Origin of the sequence: Natronosporangium hydrolyticum, assembly GCF_016925615.1 — a bacterium.
Taxonomy (GTDB): Bacteria; Actinomycetota; Actinomycetes; order Mycobacteriales; family Micromonosporaceae; genus Natronosporangium; species Natronosporangium hydrolyticum.
Genome location: NZ_CP070499.1, coordinates 1,611,389 through 1,633,531, shown reverse-complemented (window position 1 = coordinate 1,633,531; position 22,143 = coordinate 1,611,389). Strand labels below are relative to the sequence as shown.

Below are 22,143 nucleotides of genomic sequence, written 5' to 3'. Positions count from 1 at the left end.
GCTACCGATAGCGGCGGCGGGCCGACTGCCGGAACCGCTGCTCCGGCGAATCCACCGGCGCCACCGGCGCCACCGGCGCCATCGACTCCACCGGCGCCATCGAGCCGATCACCCCACGGTTCACCTGACGCACCGCCCGCGCCGCCGGCCGCAACGGCAGATGCGCCGGGCTGGTAGGCGGCTCGGTGGCGGGTCGGCGATGCTTTGCTCCGCTGCTCTTCGCGCCGTCGGCGGTGACCCGGTCGGCCTCCGCGCCGCCGGGCTCAGCCCTGCCGGCCTCGGGCAGCAGCCCACTTAGCACGTCATTGAGCTTCACCATCGCCGCCACCACCAGCGGCAGCACCGGCACCGCCCACCAGCTCGTCACCTCCGCCAGCGCCAGCAGCACCGCCGCCGCGATCACACCCTCAAACAAGGCGATACTGGCCAGGCCGGAGATCCGCATATGCCGCAGCCGCAGCAGGCGGGCGTAGAGCGGCCGCCCTGCCACCGCCGTCGGCGCCCCCGTCATCGGCGCCCTCCGGCAACCCGTTGCGCTCCATCGACCGCCCCGGCCCGGGCCGCGGTCATCGCCGTCACCGCCCGTTCCAGCGCGTAGCCACTATCCTCGCTGCCGCCCTTGACCGCCGCGTTGCACTCCGCCGCCGCCCGCATCGCCGCCACCAGCCCTTCCGGCGGCCAACCACGGGCCTGCCGCTGCCCACGCTCCACCTTCCACGGCGGCATGCCCAGCTTGCTCGCCAATTGGTACGCGTTGCCCCGGCCCGCCGAGGCCACCCGGGAGACGGTGCGGACCCCGTCGGCCAGCGCATCCGCGATCGGCACCACCGGCACGCCCAACTGCAGTGCCCACCGCAGCGCGGCCAGCGCACCGGCGGTGTCACCCACCATCACCGCGTCCGCGACGGTGAAACCGCTCACCTCGGCACGCCCCCGGTAGTAGCGGGCGACCGTGTCGGCGTCGATCCGGCCGTCCGTGTCGGCGACCAGCTGCGAACACGCTCCGGAGAGTTCTCGCAGGTCATTGCCGACCGCCGCCAGCAGCGACTCGGCTGCGTCGTCCGCACAGCGGCCACCGAACCGGCGGATCTCACCCTTGACGAATTCGATCTTGTCACGGTGCCGGGAGATCTTCGCCGCCGCGACCACGGCGGCCCCGGCCTTCTTGAGCCCGTCCGCGAAAGCCTTGCCCTTGGCCCCGCCCGCGTGGGTAACCACCAGGGTGACTTCTGGATCGGGATTGCCGGCGTACGCCAGCATCGCGGTGGTCAGGTCCTTACGCGCGTCCTGGCCGCCGCGCACCACCACCACCCGGGCACCGCCGAAGAGCGATGGGCTGAGAAGTTCGGAGAGCTCCCCGGCGCCGAGGGCATTGGCGGCCAGCTCTCGCACCTCGACCGAGGGGTCGGCGGCCCGGGCTGCCGCCACAGCGTCGGCGACCGCTCGGCTGGCCAACAGTTCCTCTTCACCCAGCACAAGCACGACACGATCCGCGGGGGTCACCTGGCAATCCTCGCACGTGCCGCTACGGGCCGACAGCTTTTCACGACGACGCGTTTCGGCAACGCACCGCCAGACCCGGGCGGCAGCGGGCGGGCGACCACGGCCAGCTCGCCGTTCGGGCGTACCACCGCCGCTATGTCCCCATCGGTGTCGGTCCGCAGGACCCGGGCGCCGCCCCGGGTCAGCGCCGCCAGGATCGCCGGGTGCGGATGCCCGTAGGTGTTGTCCGCACCGACCGGCACCAGCGCCACGGTCGGCGACACCAACTCGAAGAATTCGGGCTCCTGAAAGACACTGCCGTGGTGAGCGACTTTCAGCACATCGGCCCGCAGCAGATCGGGCGGCACCAGCTCGATCAGAGTGTGTTGCAGCTCCACTTCGGCGTCGCCGGTCAACAGGACAGAGACTCCCCGCACCTCGGCCCGGATCACCAACGAGTTGTTGTTAGGGTCCGAGCGGGTGCCGACATGCGGGTAGGCCGGCCCCAGCACCGTCAAAGACACCTCCCCGATCCGGTAGACACTGCCCGGTTCGGGCACGTGCACCGGCACCGCAGCGGCCGCGGCGGCCCCCACCACCAGGTCGTGGCCGAACTCCGGCTCCGGCACCCCGGAGGTGAGCACCGCCGTCACCTGGCGACCCCGGAACACGCCGTCCACCCCGCCCACGTGGTCCACGTGGAAGTGACTCACGATCCACATGGGTATGTGCCGGATTCGGAGGTCCCGCAGGCAGCGATCGGCGGCCGCCGGCTCCGGCCCGGCGTCCACCACGATCGCCGAACCGCGCCCCAGCGGCAGCACCACCAGGTCTCCCTGCCCCACCGCACACACCACGGCCACCGCCCCGGCCGGCGGCCAGCCGCTGGCGGTGGTCTTCACCGGCAACGCCCCGACCACCGCCGCCGCGGTCGCCACCGCCAGTAGCACCCGCACTCGGCGCAGCCGCACCGCCACCAGCGTCGCGACCGTCGCCGCCGCCAACAGCAGCGCCCCCGCGGCCCCCTCCGGCCACGGCGCCACCGCCCCCGGCACCTGCGCGGCGTACCGCGCGACCAGCACCAGCCACCAGGCCGGCCAGCTCGCCAGCCACGCCAGGAACCCCGCTGTCGCCGGCGAGAACGGCGCCGCCACCGCGGCCATCACCCCCAGCAACGTCGCTGGCACCATCACCGGGGTAGCGATCAGATTGGCCGCCACCGCCACCAGGCTGACCGTGCCCGACATCCCGGCGATCACCGGCGAGACCGCGACCTGCGCCGCCGCCGGGACCGCCAGCGCCTCCGCCAGCCCCCTCGGCACCCGCCGCCGGCGCAGCGCATCCCGCCAGCGGGGCGCCAGCAGCAACAGCCCGGCGGTCGCCGTCACCGACATGGTGAACCCCGGCGCCGCCGCCAACTGCGGGTCGGCGACGACCAGCACGGTCACCGTGGCGGCCAAAGCCGGCATCGCCGCCCGAAGCCGGCCGTTGGCCAGGGCCACCAACGCGATCAGCCCCATCACCCCGGCGCGCAGCACCGACGGGCTTGCCTGGCACAGCACCATATAGCCGACGATCGACGCCCCGCACCCCAGCGCCGTCAGCCACGGGGGCGCCCGGGCAGCCCGGGCGAGCAGAAACACGAACCCGACGACGATCGCCACGTGGGTGCCACTGACCGCGACGAGATGCGTCATGCCGGTCACGAAGAAGTCGTCGGACAGGCCTGGATCCAGCGCGCTGACATCCCCGACGGCGAGGCCGGGGACCAGCCCACCCGGCGCGGGTGGCAGCGGATCGGTCGCCGCCTGCAGCCCGTGTCGAAGATGGCTGGTGGTGGCCAAGTGCCACGGCGGCGGCGTCAGGAGCTCCGGCGCCCCCGCGCTCGACAGGACCGCGGCGGTCAGGTCTCCGCCCCGGGCCGGGCTCAACCGGCCCTGGGCGCGCACCCGCTGCCCCGGCGCCAACTCGCCCCACCCCGGGTCGCCGGTCAAGACCAAGATCCGCACCCGCACCCGCACCGGGGCCGGTTCCGTCACCGGGGTGAGTTGATGCAGCCACGCCGGGATCAGCCAGCTCGGTGGCCGGCCGACCTCCCGGTTCAGCTGGCGGGGGTCACGGCGGAGGGTCAGCTCCGCGGTCACGTGCGCCTGGGCGGCCGCGGTCGACGCCACCTCCGGTGCGTCCCGGCTGACTAGTCGGGCCGCGGTCGACGCCGTGCCACAGACGACGCCCAGCAGCACCGCCAGCGCCACCCCGGCCCAGCCCGCGGCCCGGCCCGCCATCCACCACAGCAGCAGAGCGGCTGCCACCGCGCCGCCCGCCACACCGAACGCCACCGGGGCTCGGGTATGGAGTGAGGCGTACGCCGACAGCCAGGTCGCCGTCGCGACCGCGACCAGCCGCAGGTCGACCGGACCGGCCCCGCCGAACCGGTGGCTGGTCATACCGTCACCAGCTCCTGCAACTCGGCGAAGCGCACCTCACCGATCCCCGACACCTGCCGCAGTTGGCCGACCGAGGTGAATGGGCCGTGGGTGTCCCGGTAGTCGATGATCCGCTGGGCGAGTGCGGGGCCGATCCCGGGCAGGCCCTGCAACTGCTCCAGCGTCGCGGTGTTGAGATTCACCGGCCCGCCGGTGGCCGCCCCCGAAGCCGCCCCCGCCAGCTCGTCCGGCGGCGGATCCACCCCGACCGCGATGAGTTCGCCGTCGCTGACCTTGCGGGCAAGATTGAGCTGGTCGATCTCAGCCTCCGGCAGCAGACCCCCGGCCGCCTCGATCGCGTCCGCCACTCGGGCCCCCGGTGGCAGCTCCACCAGACCGGGCTCGCGCACCAGCCCGGTAACCGCGACGACCAGCACCGCCGGCCCGGTCGGTGTGGCCACCACCGCGGCTCCGGTGGCTGACAGCTGTGGAGTCACCGGCTCCGGTTGCGGCCGCGACCACCACGCCAGCACTGCGGCGCCGACCACCACCGCGATCGCCACCGCCGCCAACGCCCGCAGACCCGGTCGGCCCGGGTCGAAGGCGTGCCCGGCGAGCCGGGCCAGCCGCCCGGGGCCGCCCTCCGGGTCGTCGGACCCCTCCGGCCGGCGAGCTGGTGGAGCCGTCCCGGCCGGCTCGTCGCGGGGCGCCGGACCGGCCGGCTCCGCCACGCCCGGTCGGTAGGGTCGCCAACCGCCATCCGGCTGCCGCAACGTGATCACGGGCAGCCCGGCGGGAGCCCCGCTGACCGCACCGTCGGCCGCCGCCGGGGCGGTCAACACCCGGGCAAGCCGCTCGCCGGAGCTCCATCCGGCATCACCCTCGTCGCGCACGGTGAGGACAGTAGGGCCGCCGGCACGTGGTCCGCCGGGAGCGGGCGGCCAGCTGTGGACAACTCAGCCCGCTGTGGACAACGTCCCGCCTGCTTGCTGCCGTGTGGTAGAAACCGAGTCGATCACCCCCGCAGAACGGTGATCGCCCGCCCTCCTGGGCTTTCCACCTGCGAAAACCCGCCCGTCTGGCGGTACGAACGAGCGAGGGTCCGCCACCACATTCGCCTCGACGCCGTTGCCCATGACCCGGACAATGACTTCCCGATAGATCGGGTTGGCGCGCTGGAACCCCGAACCCATCGACCACTTCGTGCGCCAACGCATTGACCCAACCAGGGCTGGCCCCAGGTCAACTCCACAATGCGGGCAACCGTATTGACTCGAAAATGCCCGGCCACGACGTATGGTCAGGCGGCATCTGGCTAGGTACGTGGGGTGAGTTCTCCGCCGGCCGAATCTTGTGCGGTTGTTGTCGCAGCTACGACTCTTCAGTCCCATGACATCTGTCGCAGTTTGTGTCCCGATACATGTGTCACCCTGTTCCTGCCGGGCAGCCGGGATGTGCTGCTGGGCATGGCTACTCGGCAGCACATCATGAAGCTGTTGGATGCACAACTCGCCGCGGGCGTGAGGGTCAGCGCGGCCCAGTTCGCACGAGAGCATGGAGTGTCGGCCCGTACGGTCTACCGGCATCGCGCGCGTATCCAGGCCGAGGGAGTCTGGCAGGAGCGGTCACGGCGGCCGCATCACAGTCCCACCACCACCCCCGAAGACCTGGACGCGTGGATCGTCAAGCTCCGAGCCGATCTTGGGGTGGACAACGGAGCGGACTTCATCCGCGACGCGCTGATAAGCATCCACGCCCGAACCAGCCCCACCTGGCAGGTGCCGTCCCGATCAACCATCAACCGGGTGCTCTCCCGGCACGACCTGCTGGTACGCAACCCGGCCAAACGACCGCGTAGCTCCTACCGGCGCTTCAGCTACGCCCGGCCCCGTGACTGCTACCAGATCGATGCCACCGAGACGAAGTTGGCCACCGGCGCCACAGCGGTGATATTCGATGTCCTCGACGACTGCACCCGCACCCTGGTGGCCTGCCACGCCGCGCCAGCCGAGACCAGCAAAGCCGCGGTCGCCGCGATCACCAAAGCCGTGGACGCCTACGGCGCCCCCGCAGTGGTGCTCTCCGACAACGGCGCCGCCTTCACCAGCCGCCTGACCCGCCCAGGCTCCCTGTCCGGCTTCGTCCGCACCCTGCTCAACTGGCGCATCAGGCCGATCAACTCCAGCCCCTACCATCCACAGACCTGCGGCAAAGTCGAGCGCCACCACCAGAGCCTCAAGAAGTGGCTACGCGCCCAGCCCGCACCGGCCACCATCACCGACCTCCAGCAACTGCTGGATCGCTACCGCACCCACTACAACCACCAGCGTCGCCACAGCGCCCTTCCCGGCCGGGCCACCCCCCAGCAGGCCTGGACCAGCGCAGCCAGCCTGGGCGGGCCCGACAGCCCACCCATCCAGACCGACGCCACCCTGCACCGCTGCACCGTCGCCGCCAACGGCAACATCCGAATCGGCCGCCACACCACCAGCGTCGGCATCGCCCGCGCCGGAGGCACCGTCACCGCCGTCCGCAACGGCGACCACGCCACCGTCTACAGCACCGACGGTCAACCCATCGGCTATGTCCACATCGACCCTGCCAAGAGATACGCCGCACTCACCAGAACCGAATGATCAGCTAACCATGACACATGTCCCGGGACATTAACTTGACACATGTCCCGGGACATGACAGTCGCAGCTACGACAACAACCGCACAACCTTACGGTTGTACGACGGCGATACGCCGGCCGTAACGGCCTCGACCCGGCGGCCGGGTTGGCGGCCGAGTTGGCGGCCGGCACCCCACTTTCACGCCACAGGGCGCTCGACACGAGCCCCCGATTGGTTGTGAACTCCTGTTCACCATCTTTTGTGTGCTGGTCATACAACTCCCGCACCTCGGTCGGCGGCACGCGCGGCCCGGGTTGGTGTCGCGACGCCGTCAACCGATCCGATGTACCACGACTCCGACCAGGCCTGGGCCGGCGTGGGCCGCCACCACCGCCCCAACCTCGGAGGTCCAGTGGTGGCGCAGCCGCGGCCCGAGCCGGGCGGTGATCGCGTCGCTGACCGCTTCGGCGCGGGCCGGCGCGGCGAGGTGGTGCACCGCCAGGTCCACCACGCCGTCTCCCTCGGCCGCGGCGACCGACAGGTCGACCAGTCGCTCCAGCGCCCGGCTCGCCGTGCGTACCTTGTCCCGGGCCGCGATCACACCGCCGGTGACGTGCAGGATCGGCTTCACCGACAGGGCGGTACCCAGCAGCGCTGACGCGGCGCTGATCCGGCCGCCGCGCCGCAGGAACTCCAAGGTGTCCACGTAGAAGTAGGTGGTGGTCGCCGCGGCGGCGAGCCGGGCCGCGGCGGCTACCGCGGCCTGCCCGGCGCCGCTCGCCGCCGCCTCCGCCGCGGCGAGCGCGCAGAAACCCAGGCCCATCCCGGTGGCTCCGGAGTCGACCACCGTGATCTGGTCGGGGGCGACCTCGTCGGCGGCCAGCACCGCCGCCTCGTAGGTCCCCGACAGGTGGGCGGAGAGGTGGACCGCCACCACCCCGTCGGCGCCGGCCGCGAGCAGCCGCTGGAAGGCGCTGGCGAACTGTGCCGGTGCCGGCCGCGAAGTGGTGACCGAGGTCCTCGGCTCCGCGAGCGCCGCCGCCACCTCGGCCGGGCCGACCTGCTCACCCTCGACACCGGGGCGACCGTTGATGACCACGGTGAGCGGCACCACGGTCACTCCGGTGGCGAGGACTTCAGGAAGGTAGGCGGTCGAGTCGGTCACCACGGCGACGGGCATGCCTGGACGGTAACCCACCGGCCCGGTCAGTCGACAATCTCCGCCACCTCGAACGGAACGCCCTGCTGGCAGGTGGAGGCCATACTGGGTTGGGCCTCCCCACGGATGGTCACGGGCGACTCGGCCCGCAGCTCCGCCACCGGGTCACCGAAGAGCAGGAACAGGTGCCCGTCTTCGGTCTGCAGCAAGATGCAGCTGGGCTCTACGCCTTCGACGAGGGTGCCGCTCACGGTGACCTCGCCCGTGGGTGGGGTCGGCGGAGCGACCGGCGGGTCCACCGGCGGGGCCGGTGGCGACTCCGGCGGCGTCCTCGGCGGGAGTGGGGTTTCGGCCGGCGGGCTCGTTGGTGGTTCGGGCTCGTCGACCGGGTCGTCGGCGCACGCCGCGAGCAGCAGCGCCGTCAACCCGGCGGCCAGTGTCAGCACGCTTCGAGTACGCATACCCGATCTGACGTAAAGCGCGGCCGGCCGGTTCCGCCCGAGGCCGGGTCGGTTATTCGTACCCGGGGCTGCCGCCCTTGACCAGGCCGACGTTGTGCGCCCGCAGCATCCAGCCACGCACCCGGTCCCGGTGTAGCTCGGTGTAGTGGCAGTTACCGAGGATCTCGATCGATCCGAGCTGCTCAATCGGCCAGCCGAGCAGGTCGAACATGCCGTAGCGGGCAGAACCGCCGTGGGTGACCACCACCGTGGTCTGTCCCTCGGCCGCGTCCGCGGCGGCCCGCAACGCCTCACCGACCCGCTTCATTACATCGGCCGGCGGCTCGATGCCGTGCCCCAGGTCGTGCTCGCCGGCGCGCTTGCGGGCGTGCGCCTCCGGGAACTGGGTCGCGATCTCGGTCATGGTCAACCCTTCCCAGTCGCCGTAGCAGCGTTCCCGCAGCCGCGGGTCCGGTCGCACCGCCGCGCCGGTGAGCTGGGATAGCGGCATCGCAGTGTCGGCGGCCCGGCTGAGGTCGCTACTTACGATGGCGGCCGGGGTACGGCGGGCCAGCAACGGGGCGACCCGGGCCGCCTGCTCGTGACCGAGCGCACTCAACGGGGCATCGGTGTGGCCCTGGATCCGGTGCTCGGCGTTCCACTCGGTGTTGCCGTGCCGCCAGAGGATCAGGGTGGTCACCCGGTGGTCTCCGGCCGGTCACCGCCGACGGCGGACTCGGCGCCGCTGGCCACCAGCGCCCGATCGGTGAACGGGATCGAGGGGCAGTCTTTCCAGAGCCGGTCGATCGCGTAGAACTCGCGATCCTCGGTGTGCTGGATATGCAGCACCACATCCACATAGTCGAGCAAAACCCAGCGGCCGCTGCGCTCGCCCTCGCGCCGGACCGGTTTGGCCGGCTCGGGAAGCGCCAGCAGCTGCGCTTCGACCTCATCGACGATCGCGCCGACCTGGCGCTCGTTGGGGGCCGAGGCGAGCACGAACGCGTCGGTGATGACCAACTGGTCAGTGACGTCGATGATCTTGATATCTTGCGCCTTCTTGTCGGCGGCCGCCTGGGCGGCGGTCAGCGCCAGTTCGCGGGCGCGCTCGGATGCGGGCACTCGCTTCCTCCCTCTCCTCGGAGTTCCAGCTTCTCACACCGGAACGGCTGCCGGCCGCCCGCTTGCGGCGGCTATTGGACCTGATGCCGGTAGAGTCCCTGTTTCGCGATGTACTGGACCACCCCGTCCGGGACCAAATACCAGATGTGCTTGCCGGTAGCCACCCGCATCCGGCAATCGGTCGAGGAGATCGCCATCGCTGGCACCTGCACCAGGCTCACCGAGTTCGCCGGCAGGTGCGAGTCGCTGAGCGCGAAGCCTGGCCTGGTCACGCCCACGAAATGCGCCAGCGAGAAGACCTCGTCGGCGTCTTTCCAAGACAGGATCTTGTCCAGCGCGTCGGCGCCGGTGATGAAGAACAGCTCGGTGTTCGGCCCGTAGCCCCGCCGCAGGTCCCGCAACGTATCGACGGTGTAGGTGGGGCCGCTACGGTCGATGTCGACCCGGCTGACCTGGAACCGAGGATTGGACAAGGTGGCGAGGACGGTCATCAGGTAACGGTCCTCCGCCGGGCTGACCGCGGTGTCTTTCTGCCACGGCTGGCCGGTCGGCACGAAGACCACCTCATCAAGTCCGTACCGCTCCGCCACCTCATTGGCCGCGACGAGGTGGCCGTGATGAATCGGGTCGAACGTGCCGCCCATGACCCCGATACGTTGAACCGTCACGCTTCCCCTCAACCTGTACCCGCTGGCCTTCTGCCGCATGATCCTACGACCAGGCGACCGGCCGCCACCGCGCTATCCCGCCGACGCCACTACCTCGGTCCGCGCTGCGAGCGCCCGCCGCAGGTCATCGGCCGCATCTCCCAACTCCCGGCGCACGATCGGGTGCAGGTCCCCGGTGGCCAAGCGTGCCTGCGCCGCCGCCAGTGTCTCGGCATCGACCGCATAGCTCGGGAAGGCGGCCTGAGTTACCGCCGCGAGCATCTGTTCGGAACGCCAACCGGCCGTCTCGTTGATCTCAGCGAAGTACCGCGCTACGTACGGCTGGGTCTGGGTCGCGTGCTCGGGGCGCCAGAAGCCGTCCGCGGCGGCCAGGACCAGCCGGTTGGAGAGCTCCCGGTCCGCAACGATCAATTGCCACGCGGCCGCCTTGGCCGCCGGGTCCGGTCGGGCCGCCCGAGCGCGGATCGCCTCCTGCCGCCCGCGGGCGCTGCGATCCCGGGCCGCTTCGGCGGTGATCTGCTCGTCGTCGACCACGCCCAGCACCGCGAGCCGGCACAGAATGCGCCAGCGCAGCTCTGCGTCGACCGGCAGCCCGGCGGGCGCCCCGCCGGCCAGCCACGAGCCCAGCCACGACTGGTCCTCGGGGCCGGCGCAGCGGATCAGCCCGCGGGCCGCCGCCAACTGCCAACCACTGCCCGGCGGCGCGGCCGCCAGCACATCCCGGCAGGCGGCCGCCACCGCCGCGTACGCCGCGGGTCGCTGCGACGGTGGTAGGTACCGGTCGGCGACGGTGTCCACAGTCACCTCGAGCATGGTCTCGAACAGCGGTAGCTCGGTCTCGGTAGGCATCGCCGAAGTCGCCACCGTCACCAGCCGGTTCGCGGGCAGCTCCGCGTCCCGGCAGGCGTCCCACAGGCTCCCCCAACACACTGCCCGGGCGAGCGGATCGGCCAGTCTGGACAGCAGTGAGGCGACCTCCTCGCCGGTCGCCTCCGGCAGCCGTACCTTGGCGTAGCTGAGGTCTTCGTCATCAACCAGTAGCAGCGCCCCGGCCGGCGTCGAAGCCAGTTCGGGCACCGGCGTGACCTCGCCGTCACGCTCCGGCGATAGGTCGACCAGCACCCGCTCCCGGCGCCGCAACTGACCATCGGCGCCCTCGTCGTAGACGCCGACGCTGACCCGGTGCGGGCGTAGCGTGGGATAGTCCGGCGGCGCCGACTGCCGGATCTGGCACCGCGCCAGCCGGCCATCGGCCCAGGCAAGCTCCGGCCGCAGCGTGTTGACCTGCGCTTCGCGCAGCCACGGCTGCGCCCAGCCGGCCAGATCCCGGCCGCTGGCCTCGGTGAGCGCCCCGAGCAGATCCTGCAGGGTGGCGTTGCCGTAGGCGTGGGCGTCGAAGTACGACCGGAGACCCGCCAGGAACGCGTCGTCACCGACCCAGGCGACCAACTGCCGCAGGACCGCCGACCCTTTCGCGTACGAGATCCCATCGAAGTTCGCCAACGCCTGGGCGGTGTCGGTGACCGCGGTGGCGGCGACCGGATGCGTCGAGGGCCGCTGATCCGCCGCGTAACCCCAGGTCTTGCGGCGCACCCGGTAGGTCGTCCAGGCGGTCCGCCAACGGGTCGCCTCGACCACCACCCGCCAGCCGAGGTAGTCGGCGAACGACTCGTTCAGCCACAGGTCGTCCCACCAGCGCATGGTCACCAGGTTGCCGAACCACATGTGCGCCATCTCGTGCGCCAGCAGCACCGCCCGGCGTTCCCGCTCGGTGTCGGTGACCGCGCCCTGGAACATCAGCTCGTCGCGGATCAGCACGCAGCCCGGGAACTCCATGGCGCCCCAGCTGAACTCAGGGGCGAACACCTGCCGGTAGGCGCCGAACGGGTAACGGACCCCGAATAGTCGGTGGAAGTGGTCGAGGCAGGCAGCGGTGATCTCCAGGATCTCCGGCGCCTCCCGGCGCAGATGCGCTCCGAGCGAGGCGCGGGCCAGCACCGCCAGCGGAATCCCGTCGTGCTCACCGGTCACCTCGTGGTACGGCCCGGCCGCCAGGGTGATCAGGTAGGTGGCGATCGGCGCGGTGGCCGCGAACTCCCAGCGCCCCGGCGAGACCTGCTTCCCGTCGGCGTTGGCCCGCACCAGCCACCGTGGGTCGGCGGTGACCCGGAGCGTGACCGTAGCCTTCAGGTCGGGCTGGTCGAAGCAGGCCATGAAGGCCGGCGCCTGGGTGATCGAGGGTTGCGCATAGACGTAGACCTCGTCGTCGGCCGGGTCGACGAACCGGTGCATGCCCTCGCTGGCGTGCGAGTACCGGTAGTCGGCCACCACTTCCAGCTGGTTCTCGGCGCGCAGCCGTGGCAACCGAAGCCGGCCCTCGCGTAGGGCGGTGGGGTCCAGCGCCTCACCGTTGAGGGTGGCGCGGTGCAGCGTCTCGGGCCGAAGCTCCACGAAGGTCTCGGCGCCGGGTTCGGCGGCGGCGAACCGGATCAGGGTGGTGCCGCGAAAGGTGGTATCCCCGCCGGTGAGGTCCACATCCAGTTCGTACGCGGTGACGGAGACCAGCGCCGACCGCTCCGCTGCTTCCTGCATGGTGAGACTTGGCACGTCGCCCATCCTGCCCGACGCCGCCGGGACGCGCACCCAGGGGCCCCTGCCGCCCCGTCGGAGAATCCGGTTGGACGCCGGTGTCATACCGCGCCACTACCCTCACGACCATGCGAATCGTCGATCTCCCAGTCTCGGAACGGCCCCGCGAGCGGCTCCGTGCGCTCGGCGCCGCCGCGCTCGCCGACCGCGAACTGCTCGCCGTGGTGCTCGGCACCGGCGGGGCACCCGGCGTCGGCGCCCACGCCCTCGCCGAGCGCCTGCTCGCCAGATTCGGCTCCCTGCGCGCGGTCGGGCGGGCCCACCCGGCCGAGCTGGCAGCCATCAGCGGGGTTGGGCCGGCCAAGGCCGCGGCGCTAGCCGCCGCGTTCGAACTTGCCCGCCGGGCGGAGCAGGGCGAGGCGGCCACCCGGGTGACGAGCGCCGCCGACCTGGCCAGCGTGGCGGCGCCGCTGTTACACGGGCGGACCAGGGAGCGGCTGGTGGTCGTCGTCTGCGACCGGGCCAACCGGGTGCTCGGCTGCGATGTGCTCTCGGAGGGGTCAGCCGATCGCAGTCTGCTGCCGGTTCGCGAAGTGATGGTGGCGGTCCTGCGCCGGGACGGCAGCGCCTTCGGGTTGGCGCACAATCATCCCAGCGGCAACCCGACCCCCAGTGAGGACGATGTGGCGGCCACGGTGCGGATCACGCAGGCGGCGGACTCCGCCGGCATCCGGTTCCTGGACCATGTGGTCGTGACCGACACCGGGTGGCAGCGGGTAACCGGCTCACCCCGCGACCACACGCAGCCGCTCGCCGACCCGGGCGCGCCGGTGCCCCGGACGGTCGCCGCCCGGCAGGCGATCGTCGCCCGCCGGGGCCGGGTGGCACAGCGTGCGCTGACGGCCCGGCTGCACCGGCGGCGATGACTGCGCCACCACGCTCCTCACTGATATGCTTACCGAATGCATGGGACGTTGAGCCAACTCCGCTGGTGGGCGCCGTAACCGGCGGCCACCGATCCCACGCAGCAGCTACCACGGCCGCCTCCGGGCGGCCGTTCTGCTGCGGCCACAGCGCCCGGCCAGGCGGCTCCCCAGAGAGGAGCCCACAGCCATGTCTCCACCAGTCCCCACCGCCGACCGGCCAGCCCCGACCACAGCCGGTCAACGCCCGCACCCCGACACCGGCCGGCGCGTCCGCCGACTGACCGGGCTCGCCCCGACCGGCCGGCTACAACTCGGCAATTATCTCGGCGCGATCCGGCCCATGGTCACCGCGCAGTCCACCGCCGACGACGACGCCAACCTGGTCGCCATCGTGGACCTGCACGCGCTCACCGTGGACCATCGCCCCCACGAGGTACGGGCGTACACGCTGGAACAGGCGACGACGCTGCTCGCCGCCGGGGTGGACCCGGCCAGCACCACCATCTACGTTCAGTCGCAGCTGCCGGAACACACCGAACTGCACTATCTGCTGGAGTGTGTCGCCAGCCACGGCGAGGTCCATCGGATGATCCAGTTTCGGCAGCGGGCACAGGCGTCGGGGACCGGCCACAGCCGGTTGAGCCTACTCACCTATCCGGTGCTGATGGCGGCCGACATCTTGCTCCACGACACCGACGAGGTGCCGGTCGGCGAGGACCAACGCCAGCACCTGGAGCTCGCCCGCGACCTCGCCAGCCGATTCAACAACCGGTACGGCGAGACGTTTACGGTGCCCCGCGCGGTGACCCCCCGGGTAGCCGCACGGATCATGGACCTCAGTGATCCGGGCGCCAAGATGGGCAAGTCACGCCGCAGCGGCCAGGGCGTGATCTACCTGCTGGACCCGCCCGACGTACTGCGGCGGAAGATCGCCCGGGCGGTGACCGACCAGGGCAGGGAGATTCGGCACGACCCGATCGGACAGCCCGGCGTCGCCAACCTGTTGGAGATCATCGCGGCCGGCGCCGACACCGAACCGGCCGAGGTGGCCGCCGGCCTCTCTTCCTACCGCCAGCTGAAGGAGACGGCGGCCGAGGTGGTAATCGATCTCCTCGCCCCGATTCAGCGGCGCTACCTGACGCTGGCGAGAGACCCGCATCAGGTGCGGGCGGTCCTCACCGCTGGTCGGGACCGTGCCCGCACCCGAGCCAGCGCGACCGTCGCCCGGGCCCGTCGGGCGCTCGGGCTGCTGTAAGCCCGCCCGGCCCGCCCGGACTGCCGGGCGGGCCACCGGGGACCGCGTCAGATCGCGTCATCAGGGTGGATCTCCCGATGGTCGGACGGAGTGAGCAGGTGTACGCCGATCACCCGGACCCCGTTCTGGGCGCACACTTCATGCGTGACCCGGAACCAGATCCGATCGAGGTCGTTGATCGTCCCAGAACCGGGACGGGTCAACGCCACGAGCATGCCGCCGCCTTCATCGCCCTCCGCTAATGCGGAGGCGAAGACCGAGACGAAATGGGTGCAGTCCTCCGAATCGACATCCGCGGGCACGTCGTCCACCGGACAGTGGACCATCACCCGGTTGTCGGCATCACAGAGCACGAAGCGCACACCGCGTTGACGCCGATCCGCCGGGTCGAGCGCGATCTCCAGATGCTCACGAATAGCTTCAGGGGTGTCCAGAACCGGGGTTTCGGTCATAGGCGGTCATCGTGCCACAACTTCTAGTCATCCGCAGCCCAGCAGCATCGGCGACCATCTTTACCATGCGTACGCAGCCGATCGCCGACCGAATTATGAGACGCCGCGGTTGCGGTTACTGCTCGTTGCCTTCGGCAGCGGTCTCTGCGGCCGCCTCGCCCGCCTCGCCCGCAGCCGCCTCGCCGGCAGTCGCCTCGTCGGCGGGCGGCCGCCGCCGCGCGTTGCGGGCCGCCAACCGCTCCGCCGCGGTGCGCCGTCGCGGCCGGTCGACCAGCCGCTCATCGGCGCCGCGCACCGCCGACACGTGATCCGGGTCGGAGTGGACAGTTGGTTGCCAGTCGAACTCGCGCTCGCCGATGCGGACCGTACAGCCCGGCTCCGCGCCCGCTTTCGCCAGCGCATCCTCCACCCCGAGCCGCGCCAACCGGTCCGCGAGGTAGCCGACCGCCTCGTCGTTGTCGAAGTTGGTCTGTCGCACCCAACGCTCCGGTCGGGCACCGGCGACCACGAACACACCATCCGGCGCCTGCGTGACCGCGAAGCCGCTGTCGTCGATCGGCGTCGGGCGCAGCACGGTGCGGGTCGGTTCGACCGGTCCGCGCGCTCCCCGGGAGGCCGACACCAACTCGGCCATGGCGTTGGTGAGCTCCCGTAGCCCTTCCCTGGTCGCCGCGCTGACCTCGAAGACCCGCAGGCCCCGCGCGGCCAGCTCGGGCCGCACCAGCTCCGCCAGGGTACGGCCGTCGGTGATGTCGACCTTGTTGAGCGCGACCAGCCGGGGCCGGTCGGACAGCCCACCGTAGGCGGTCAGCTCCGCCTCGATCGCGTCGATGTCCCGGATCGGATCCCGCTCCGACTCCATCGTCGCGGTGTCGATCACATGCACCAGCACCGCGCAGCGTTCGACGTGTCGGAGGAACTCCAACCCCAGCCCCTTGCCGGTGGCGGCGCCGGGGATCAGCCCCGGCACGTCGGCGACGGTGAACGTGGTGTCGGCGACCCGGACCACGCCCAGGTTGGGCGCCAGAGTGGTGAAGGGATAGTCGGCGACCTTGGGTCTGGCGGCCGAGACCGCTGAGATCAGCGAGGACTTACCCGCCGAGGGAAAACCGACCAACCCCACGTCGGCGACGCTCTTGAGCTCAAGGACCACCTCGCGGTGCTCCCCTGGCTCCCCGAGCTCGGCGAAGCCGGGCGCCTTGCGCCGGCTGTTGGCGAGGGCGGCGTTGCCGCGGCCACCCCGCCCACCGCGGGCCACCACATAGGTGGTGCCGGCGCCGACCAGGTCGGCGAGCACCTCGCCGGCGACGGTCTGCACGACGGTCCCGTCCGGGACCGGCAGGACCAGGTCGGTACCGGCGGCGCCGTCACGCTTGGCGCCCTGGCCCTGGGTGCCGTTGGGCGCCTTGATCCGGGGCCGGTAATGGAAGTCGAGCAGGGTGTGGCTGCCAGGGTCGACAACCAGCAGGACATCCCCGCCGTGGCCGCCGTTGCCGCCGTCCGGGCCGCCGAGCGGCTTGAACTTCTCCCGGTGGATCGAGACGCAGCCGTGGCCGCCGTCGCCAGCCTGGATCCGCAAGGCCACCCGGTCAACAAAGCTGGTCATCGCCGATGCGCCAGAGACCGTCGTGGTGAGGTGGTGGCGATTCGCCTACTCCGCAGCCGGAGTGACGTTTACCACCTTGCGACCGCGCCGGACGCCGAAGCGGACGTGGCCGGGCGCCAACGCGAAGAGCGTGTCGTCGCTGCCCCGCCCCACCAATTCGCCAGGGTGGAACTTGGTGCCGCGCTGCCGGACCAGGATCTCGCCGGCGTTGACGAGCTGGCCACCGAAGCGCTTCACACCCAGTCGCTTGGACTCGGAGTCGCGCCCATTCCGTGAGCTGGACGCACCCTTCTTGTGTGCCATGTCGGTTCGCTCCTACTTCCCGGTGGAGATGCCGGTAACCTTCACCTGAGTCAACGGCTGGCGGTGACCCTGGCGCTTGTGGTAGCCGGTCTTGTTCTTGAACTTGTGAATCCGGATCTTCGGCCCCTTGGAGTGGGCCACCAGCTCCCCGGCGACCGCCACCTCGGCGAGCCGCGCCGGGTCGCTCACAACCTGCTCTCCATCGACGAGCAGCACCGCGGGGAGCGACACCGCGTCACCGGGGTCCCCGATGAGCTTCTCCACCTCGATCACGTCACCTTCGGTGACCTTGTACTGCTTGCCGCCGGTCTTGACGATCGCGTACATCGGCTTTCCTGTCCGTGCTGGCATCGGTCGGTGTGCCGGGCCTTGCCCGCAGGCGGAACGCCGCGCAACAGCCACAAGTCATGAGCACACACAGAGTGTGGCGCACTTCCGCACGCCGTCGTACAGAATACGCCATGCCGGCGGGTGTACCCAACCCCGGGGGGATCGCCCGCCGGCACGGAACTGGCTACGTGTTGCAGTGCTCCCCGACCCGCTGGGCGGCCTCCTCCTGGCGGGCCAGGTCGGGAACCTCGCCGGCCACGACCGTAGCCACCAGGTCCTCGATCTCGGCGGCGTACTCCTCCAGCGCCTCGCTGAAGTCTTCATCTTCGGCGTCCGCGGCACCGTCCCGCAGCGCCGTCGTCACCTCGTCCACCACCTGGTCGAGCTGAATCATCGCCTCGGCGAGCGCCGCCTCGTCCTCGGTCGCCGCGGCGGTGCCAGCCGCGCCCACCGCCTCGTTGAAGTCATCCGTGAGCGGCTCCACGGCCTCGTCGATCTGCGCACAGACCTCTTCGGTGCTGGCCGAACCCCCGTCGTCGTCATCGCCGCAGCCGGCGACCGCGAACAAGCCAGCGGCCAACGCCGCCGCGGCGAGCTTTCGTCGCATGTCTGGTGCTCCTCCCATGGTCGAGTGTGACCATGGCAGGGTACGCGCCCCCGACAACCTCGACCGCGGGGCTACTCCTCGGCGCAGCGGTCGCTGACCCGCTGGCCCGCCTCGGCGAACTGGCCATTCGACATCAGCTCCGGGGCGGCGGTGACGTCGTCATAGGTCTCGATCTGCCCGGCGATCTCGTCCAGCCCATCGGCCGCCTCGCCGAGCGCCTCGGCCAACTCCTGGTCGTCGGTGCCGTCGGACTGCTCGCGCAGGTCACCGGCCATATCGGCGAAGAGCTCGCGGACCACCGCCACCGCGGTCTCCTGCCGGTCCTCGTCGCCGGCGGCGACCGCCTGCCCCACCGCACCCATCTCCGCCCCGTAATCTTTGCTCCAGGCGTTGATCACCTGGTAATACTCCTGACAGGCGGACTCGTCATCCGAGCTGAGCGAACCGGGGTCGGAGCCGCACGCGCTGGCCAACAGGATCACGGCACCGGCGACGGCGAGGAGCGGGCGTCGCATCGCGACCTCCTACAAGGGGTGTGGGAACGCTCCCACCATACCGGTGGCCAGCGTCGCGCGCGACCCCTTCGCCGGCCGGTCAGCGGGCGCGACCACCTCGCCGCCGGAGCCGCTTCAGCACCCCCGACAAGCCCGCCTCCTCAGTGACGGTCAGCGGCATCGCGGTAGCGCCCTGCGACGACGGGGCCGGCGCCACCGCCCCTTCCGGGCCGCCGCCGTACCGCGGCTCGACCGGGGCCGCGGTCGCCGGCTCGGGCCCGGCCGCCGCCACCTCTGACACCGGCCCGGCCGGTTGCTCGTACCGGGACAGGTCGTAGCCCATGGTGTCGTCGTCGGCGACCGCCGGCTCCGACGTCGCCGCTTTGGTGCTGCCGCCACGCCGGCCACGCCGACGGCCGCTACCGGTCCCCGACCCCGAGGAAGAGCCCGAGGCCGACCCCGCGGGCGCGGTCGATGCCGAAGCCACCGCCTTCACCTTCTCGCCGGCGCCGGCGCTCTCCGGTCGCGCCTTCTCCGCGACCGGATCGGTGCGCACCACCACGCCCCGACCCTTGCAGCAGTCGCAGGGCTCGCTGAACACCTCCAGCAGCCCCGCCCCGACCCGCTTCCGGGTCATCTGCACCAACCCGAGCGAAGTGATCTCGGTGACCTGGTGCTTGGTCCGATCCCGCCCCAGGCACTCGGTGAGTCGACGCAGCACCAGCTCCCGGTTCGACTCCAGCACCATGTCGATGAAGTCGATGACGATGATCCCGCCGATGTCGCGCAGCCGTAGCTGGCGCACGATCTCCTCGGCCGCCTCCAGGTTGTTCCGGGTGACGGTCTCCTCCAGGTTGCCGCCGGTCCCGGTGTACTTACCGGTGTTCACATCGATCACGGTCATCGCCTCGGTCCGGTCGAAGACCAGGTGGCCGCCGGACGGCAGGAAGACCTTGCGGTCCAGCCCTTTCAGGATCTGCTCTTCGATCCGGTACGCGTTGAACGCGTCGGTGGTACCGGTGTGCCGACGCAGCCGCGACACCAGGTCCGGGGAGACGTGGGAGAGGTACGCCTCGACCGTCTCGTACGCCTCCTGGCCCTCGATCACCAGCTCGCGGAAGTCCTCGTTGAACAGATCCCGGACCACTCGGACCACCAGGTCAGGCTCGGAGTAGAGCAACGCCGGCGCGGTGCTCTTGCCGGCCTTCTCCTGGATGTCTTCCCACTGCGCCTGCAGCCGCTTGACGTCCCGCTCCAGCTCGTCGGCGCTCGCGCTCTCCGCCGCGGTCCGGACGATCACCCCGGCGCCGTCGGGCACCAGGTTCTTGAGCACGTCCCGCAGCCGGCGGCGCTCGTTCTCCGGCAACTTTCGGCTGATCCCGGAAGCGTTACCGTGCGGGGTGTAGACCAGGTGACGACCGGAGAGCGCCAGGTTGCTGGTCAGCCTCGCCCCCTTGTGCCCGACCGGATCCTTGGTGACCTGCACCAGGACCGAGTCGCCGGAGCTGAGCGCCTGCTCGATCGAGCGGGACTTCCCCGCCAGGCCAGCGGCGTCCCAGTTGACCTCGCCGGCGTAGAGCACGGCGTTGCGGCCCCGACCCACGTCGACGAAGGCGGCTTCCATGCTGGGTAGGACGTTCTGCACCTTGCCCAGGTACACGCTGCCGACCATGGAGCTGGTGTTGGACCGGCTGACGTAGTGCTCGACCAGGATGCCGTCCTCAAGCACACCGATCTGGGTGGCGCGCTCCGGGCCCTGCTGGCGGATCACCATCACCCGGTCGACGGCCTCCCGACGGGCGAGAAACTCCGACTCGGTCAGCACCGCTGGGCGGGTCCGCCGCTGCTCCCGGCCACCCCGACGGCGCTGCCGCTTCGCCTCCAGCCGGGTGGATCCGCTGACCCCGCGGACCTCGTCCTCGGTGGCACGGGGCTCGCGCACCTTGACCACGGTGGTGACGCCGTCCTCAGATGTGGTCTCCGCGTCGCCGCCGCCAGCTCCCTTGCGACGCCGTCGCCGGCGACGCCGGGTCACCGAACCGTCACCGTTGTCGTCGCCGTCGGGCTCGTCGCCGTCATCGCCGGTCTCCGCGGCGGCGCCGCCGCCGGCCTCAGCCGGTTCGCCGGTCGCGTCCTCGCCCTCGGCCGACTCCGCGGTGCCCTTCCCCCGGCCCCGGCCGCGACGACCACGGCGGCGGGAACGCCCGGCAGCCGAATCGTCATCGGCCGAATCATCGGCCTCGTCGGCCGCCGCCGGCTCCTTGACGGTCTCCTTGGCGGCGTCTTTGTCGGCGTCCTTCGGCTTCGACTTCGCTTTCGACTTGGCCGGCGCCGACCCGCTGGACTCCGCGGGCTCGCTGCGCCCCGGTGCGGACTCCTCCTCGGCGCCCGCGCGCCGGCTCCGGCGTCGCTTCCGTGGCTCGGCGGCCGGTTCATCACCCGTCGCCGAGGCGCCGCCAGCGGCGGGCTCCGGCCGATCGGTCGGCAACTCCGCGGGAGGCATGAAGAGCACCGCAGTCTGGGGTGGCCGGGCCGGCTCCGGCTGGACCGGGGACGCCGCCGGCTCTGCCGGCGCTGCGGCCCCCGGCTGCTCGGCAGCGGCGAAGTCCAGCACGGGTTGGCTGCTGCGACGGCGACGGGTCCGCCCCTCGCGCGCATCGGTGGTCGGCGACTCCGACGGTGCCGCAGCCTCCCGTTGGTCGGCCCTACCGGGCTCCGTCGGTTCAGCGGCGGACGGGTCGGTCGCGCCTGGCTCGTGGTCGAGCATCCGGGCAATCTCCAGTTCCGGTTCCCCCCGGGCGCGAAGCACGCAGCCACGCAGGGGTTACCTCAGTTGTGGCCGGTCACCCCCCGCCGGGAGGCGGGTCGCGACCGAAGTCGGGAACGATGACGTCAAACCGTGCCCGACGGGCTCAGCCAACCCGGTCGGTTGGCCTTCCGGCTCGATCCGCCGCAAGCGGATCGACGATCTCCCCCTGTGCGGTGAGCTGGCCTTGCGCCAGCCGGGTTGCCCGCGGGGGCACCGGCGGGGCCAGACCGGCCACCACACGGAGGCCTGAAAGGACATCATCGGGTCGAACGGATGGTGTGACCTGCCGAACGACGCACTCCAGTATCGCACACGGTACGTCAGTGACCTCGGAAGGTGCCGCCACCGGCGGAACAGATGTGATCTTGATTACGGCGGGCCGGATGTCCAGGATCCGCTTACCCTGTTTGGTCAGCCGCTCCACCGAGATCTCCTCGGCCGCCGCGAACGCCGCCACCGCCGCCGCCAGCGCCGCCGGCTCAACCTGGGGCAACTCCACCCGCCACCGCGACGCCTCGATCCGGTCGGGCAGATTGCCCCCCTCCGCCACCACCGCGTCCAGCACATCCAGCCCTGGCGACAGCACCTCGTCGAGCGCCTTCACCAGCTCCGCCGGCAGCATCGGCGCCTGCAGCCCCAACTCGAGGTACTCGGCTTCACTCGCCACCCCGGTCGGGGCCGCGCTCGCGTACGAGATCTTGGGGTGCGGCGTGAAGCCCTGGGAGTAGGCGATCGGCACCCCCGCCCGCCGCAGCGCCCGCTCAAACGCCCGGGCGAAGTCACGGTGCGAGGTGAACCGCAGTGGGCCACGCTTGGCATAGCGCACCCGGACCCGCTGGACCACCGGCGCCTGACCGCC

At 71.4% G+C, this 22,143-nt stretch carries 21 protein-coding genes; 3 read left to right on the top strand and 18 right to left on the bottom strand.

Annotated elements, in window-relative coordinates:
• Window position 1: 1 nt before the first annotated feature.
• The 4 genes from JQS43_RS07285 to JQS43_RS07270 are packed head-to-tail and all read right to left on the bottom strand — an operon-like array spanning window position 2 to window position 4,801.
• Window positions 2-511, bottom strand: coding sequence for a hypothetical protein (locus JQS43_RS07285; protein WP_239678293.1), 510 nt, complete (start codon window positions 509-511; stop codon window positions 2-4).
• Window positions 508-1,503: a DNA polymerase III subunit delta gene (gene holA / locus JQS43_RS07280; RefSeq protein WP_239678292.1), complete on the bottom strand. Its 996-nt coding sequence runs from the start codon at window positions 1,501-1,503 to the stop codon at window positions 508-510. Before holA ends, JQS43_RS07285 begins: the two co-directional genes overlap by 4 nt.
• Complete coding sequence (locus JQS43_RS07275) at window positions 1,500-3,929, bottom strand: ComEC/Rec2 family competence protein (RefSeq protein ID WP_239678291.1); 2,430 nt, start codon at window positions 3,927-3,929, stop codon at window positions 1,500-1,502. The genes holA and JQS43_RS07275 overlap by 4 nt, the downstream gene beginning before the upstream one ends.
• Window positions 3,926-4,801 (bottom strand): ComEA family DNA-binding protein, encoded by an 876-nt coding sequence (locus JQS43_RS07270; RefSeq protein ID WP_239678290.1) that lies wholly within the window; start codon window positions 4,799-4,801, stop codon window positions 3,926-3,928. The genes JQS43_RS07275 and JQS43_RS07270 overlap by 4 nt, the downstream gene beginning before the upstream one ends.
• Before the next feature lie 573 nt (window positions 4,802-5,374).
• On the opposite strand from JQS43_RS07270, the gene JQS43_RS07265 reads away from it, so the two are divergent.
• Window positions 5,375-6,544, top strand: coding sequence for a DDE-type integrase/transposase/recombinase (locus tag JQS43_RS07265; protein ID WP_239678289.1), 1,170 nt, complete (start codon window positions 5,375-5,377; stop codon window positions 6,542-6,544).
• 311 nt (window positions 6,545-6,855) lie between these two features.
• Here JQS43_RS07265 and JQS43_RS07260 read toward each other — a convergent pair whose 3' ends face one another.
• The 6 genes from JQS43_RS07260 to pepN form a co-directional block, all read right to left on the bottom strand.
• Entirely contained in the window at window positions 6,856-7,704 is an 849-nt protein-coding gene (locus tag JQS43_RS07260; RefSeq protein ID WP_239678288.1) for a DegV family protein, read from the bottom strand.
• A 26-nt stretch (window positions 7,705-7,730) separates the two neighbouring features.
• Window positions 7,731-8,129 (bottom strand): hypothetical protein, encoded by a 399-nt coding sequence (locus JQS43_RS07255; protein WP_239678287.1) that lies wholly within the window; start codon window positions 8,127-8,129, stop codon window positions 7,731-7,733.
• Between the two features lie 67 nt (window positions 8,130-8,196).
• Entirely contained in the window at window positions 8,197-8,823 is a 627-nt protein-coding gene (locus JQS43_RS07250) for a histidine phosphatase family protein (RefSeq protein ID WP_239678286.1), read from the bottom strand.
• Window positions 8,820-9,245 carry a ribosome silencing factor gene (gene rsfS, locus JQS43_RS07245; RefSeq protein ID WP_239678285.1) on the bottom strand — a complete coding sequence of 142 codons (426 nt, stop codon included), beginning with the start codon at window positions 9,243-9,245 and terminating at the stop codon, window positions 8,820-8,822. Before rsfS ends, JQS43_RS07250 begins: the two co-directional genes overlap by 4 nt.
• A 71-nt stretch (window positions 9,246-9,316) precedes the next feature.
• Window positions 9,317-9,913, bottom strand: coding sequence for a nicotinate-nucleotide adenylyltransferase (gene nadD, locus JQS43_RS07240; RefSeq protein ID WP_275581044.1), 597 nt, complete (start codon window positions 9,911-9,913; stop codon window positions 9,317-9,319).
• Window positions 9,914-9,985: 72 nt separating this feature from the next.
• Window positions 9,986-12,520 (bottom strand): aminopeptidase N, encoded by a 2,535-nt coding sequence (gene pepN / locus JQS43_RS07235; protein ID WP_239678284.1) that lies wholly within the window; start codon window positions 12,518-12,520, stop codon window positions 9,986-9,988.
• Between the two features lie 110 nt (window positions 12,521-12,630).
• Between pepN and JQS43_RS07230 the strand changes: the two genes are divergently transcribed.
• The gene (locus JQS43_RS07230) at window positions 12,631-13,428 is read left to right on the top strand and encodes a RadC family protein (protein WP_239678283.1); all 798 of its coding nucleotides are present in this window, start codon (window positions 12,631-12,633) and stop codon (window positions 13,426-13,428) included.
• Between the two features lie 187 nt (window positions 13,429-13,615).
• The gene (gene trpS / locus JQS43_RS07225) at window positions 13,616-14,683 is read left to right on the top strand and encodes a tryptophan--tRNA ligase (protein WP_239678282.1); all 1,068 of its coding nucleotides are present in this window, start codon (window positions 13,616-13,618) and stop codon (window positions 14,681-14,683) included.
• A gap of 47 nt (window positions 14,684-14,730) precedes the next feature.
• On the opposite strand, the gene JQS43_RS07220 is transcribed toward trpS, so the two are convergent.
• The 8 genes from JQS43_RS07220 to JQS43_RS07185 all read right to left on the bottom strand — a co-directional run bounded on the left by JQS43_RS07220 (window position 14,731) and on the right by JQS43_RS07185 (window position 22,128).
• Window positions 14,731-15,135: a hypothetical protein gene (locus tag JQS43_RS07220; RefSeq protein WP_239678281.1), complete on the bottom strand. Its 405-nt coding sequence runs from the start codon at window positions 15,133-15,135 to the stop codon at window positions 14,731-14,733.
• A 115-nt stretch (window positions 15,136-15,250) separates the two neighbouring features.
• Entirely contained in the window at window positions 15,251-16,741 is a 1,491-nt protein-coding gene (obgE, locus tag JQS43_RS07215; RefSeq protein ID WP_239678280.1) for a GTPase ObgE, read from the bottom strand.
• 45 nt (window positions 16,742-16,786) lie between these two features.
• Entirely contained in the window at window positions 16,787-17,044 is a 258-nt protein-coding gene (gene rpmA / locus JQS43_RS07210; protein WP_239678279.1) for a 50S ribosomal protein L27, read from the bottom strand.
• A gap of 12 nt (window positions 17,045-17,056) precedes the next feature.
• Window positions 17,057-17,371, bottom strand: coding sequence for a 50S ribosomal protein L21 (gene rplU / locus JQS43_RS07205; RefSeq protein ID WP_239678278.1), 315 nt, complete (start codon window positions 17,369-17,371; stop codon window positions 17,057-17,059).
• Window positions 17,372-17,558: 187 nt separating this feature from the next.
• A complete protein-coding gene (locus JQS43_RS07200) occupies window positions 17,559-17,981 on the bottom strand; it encodes a hypothetical protein (protein WP_239678277.1) in 423 nt (140 codons plus the stop codon).
• Window positions 17,982-18,052: 71 nt separating this feature from the next.
• Complete coding sequence (locus JQS43_RS07195; protein WP_239678276.1) at window positions 18,053-18,496, bottom strand: hypothetical protein; 444 nt, start codon at window positions 18,494-18,496, stop codon at window positions 18,053-18,055.
• Window positions 18,497-18,575: 79 nt separating this feature from the next.
• On the bottom strand, window positions 18,576-21,242 hold the full coding sequence (locus JQS43_RS07190; protein WP_239678275.1) for an Rne/Rng family ribonuclease: 2,667 nt from the start codon (window positions 21,240-21,242) through the stop codon (window positions 18,576-18,578).
• A 145-nt stretch (window positions 21,243-21,387) separates the two neighbouring features.
• On the bottom strand, window positions 21,388-22,128 hold the full coding sequence (locus tag JQS43_RS07185) for a TIGR03936 family radical SAM-associated protein (protein WP_275581043.1): 741 nt from the start codon (window positions 22,126-22,128) through the stop codon (window positions 21,388-21,390).
• Window positions 22,129-22,143: the final 15 nt, after the last annotated feature.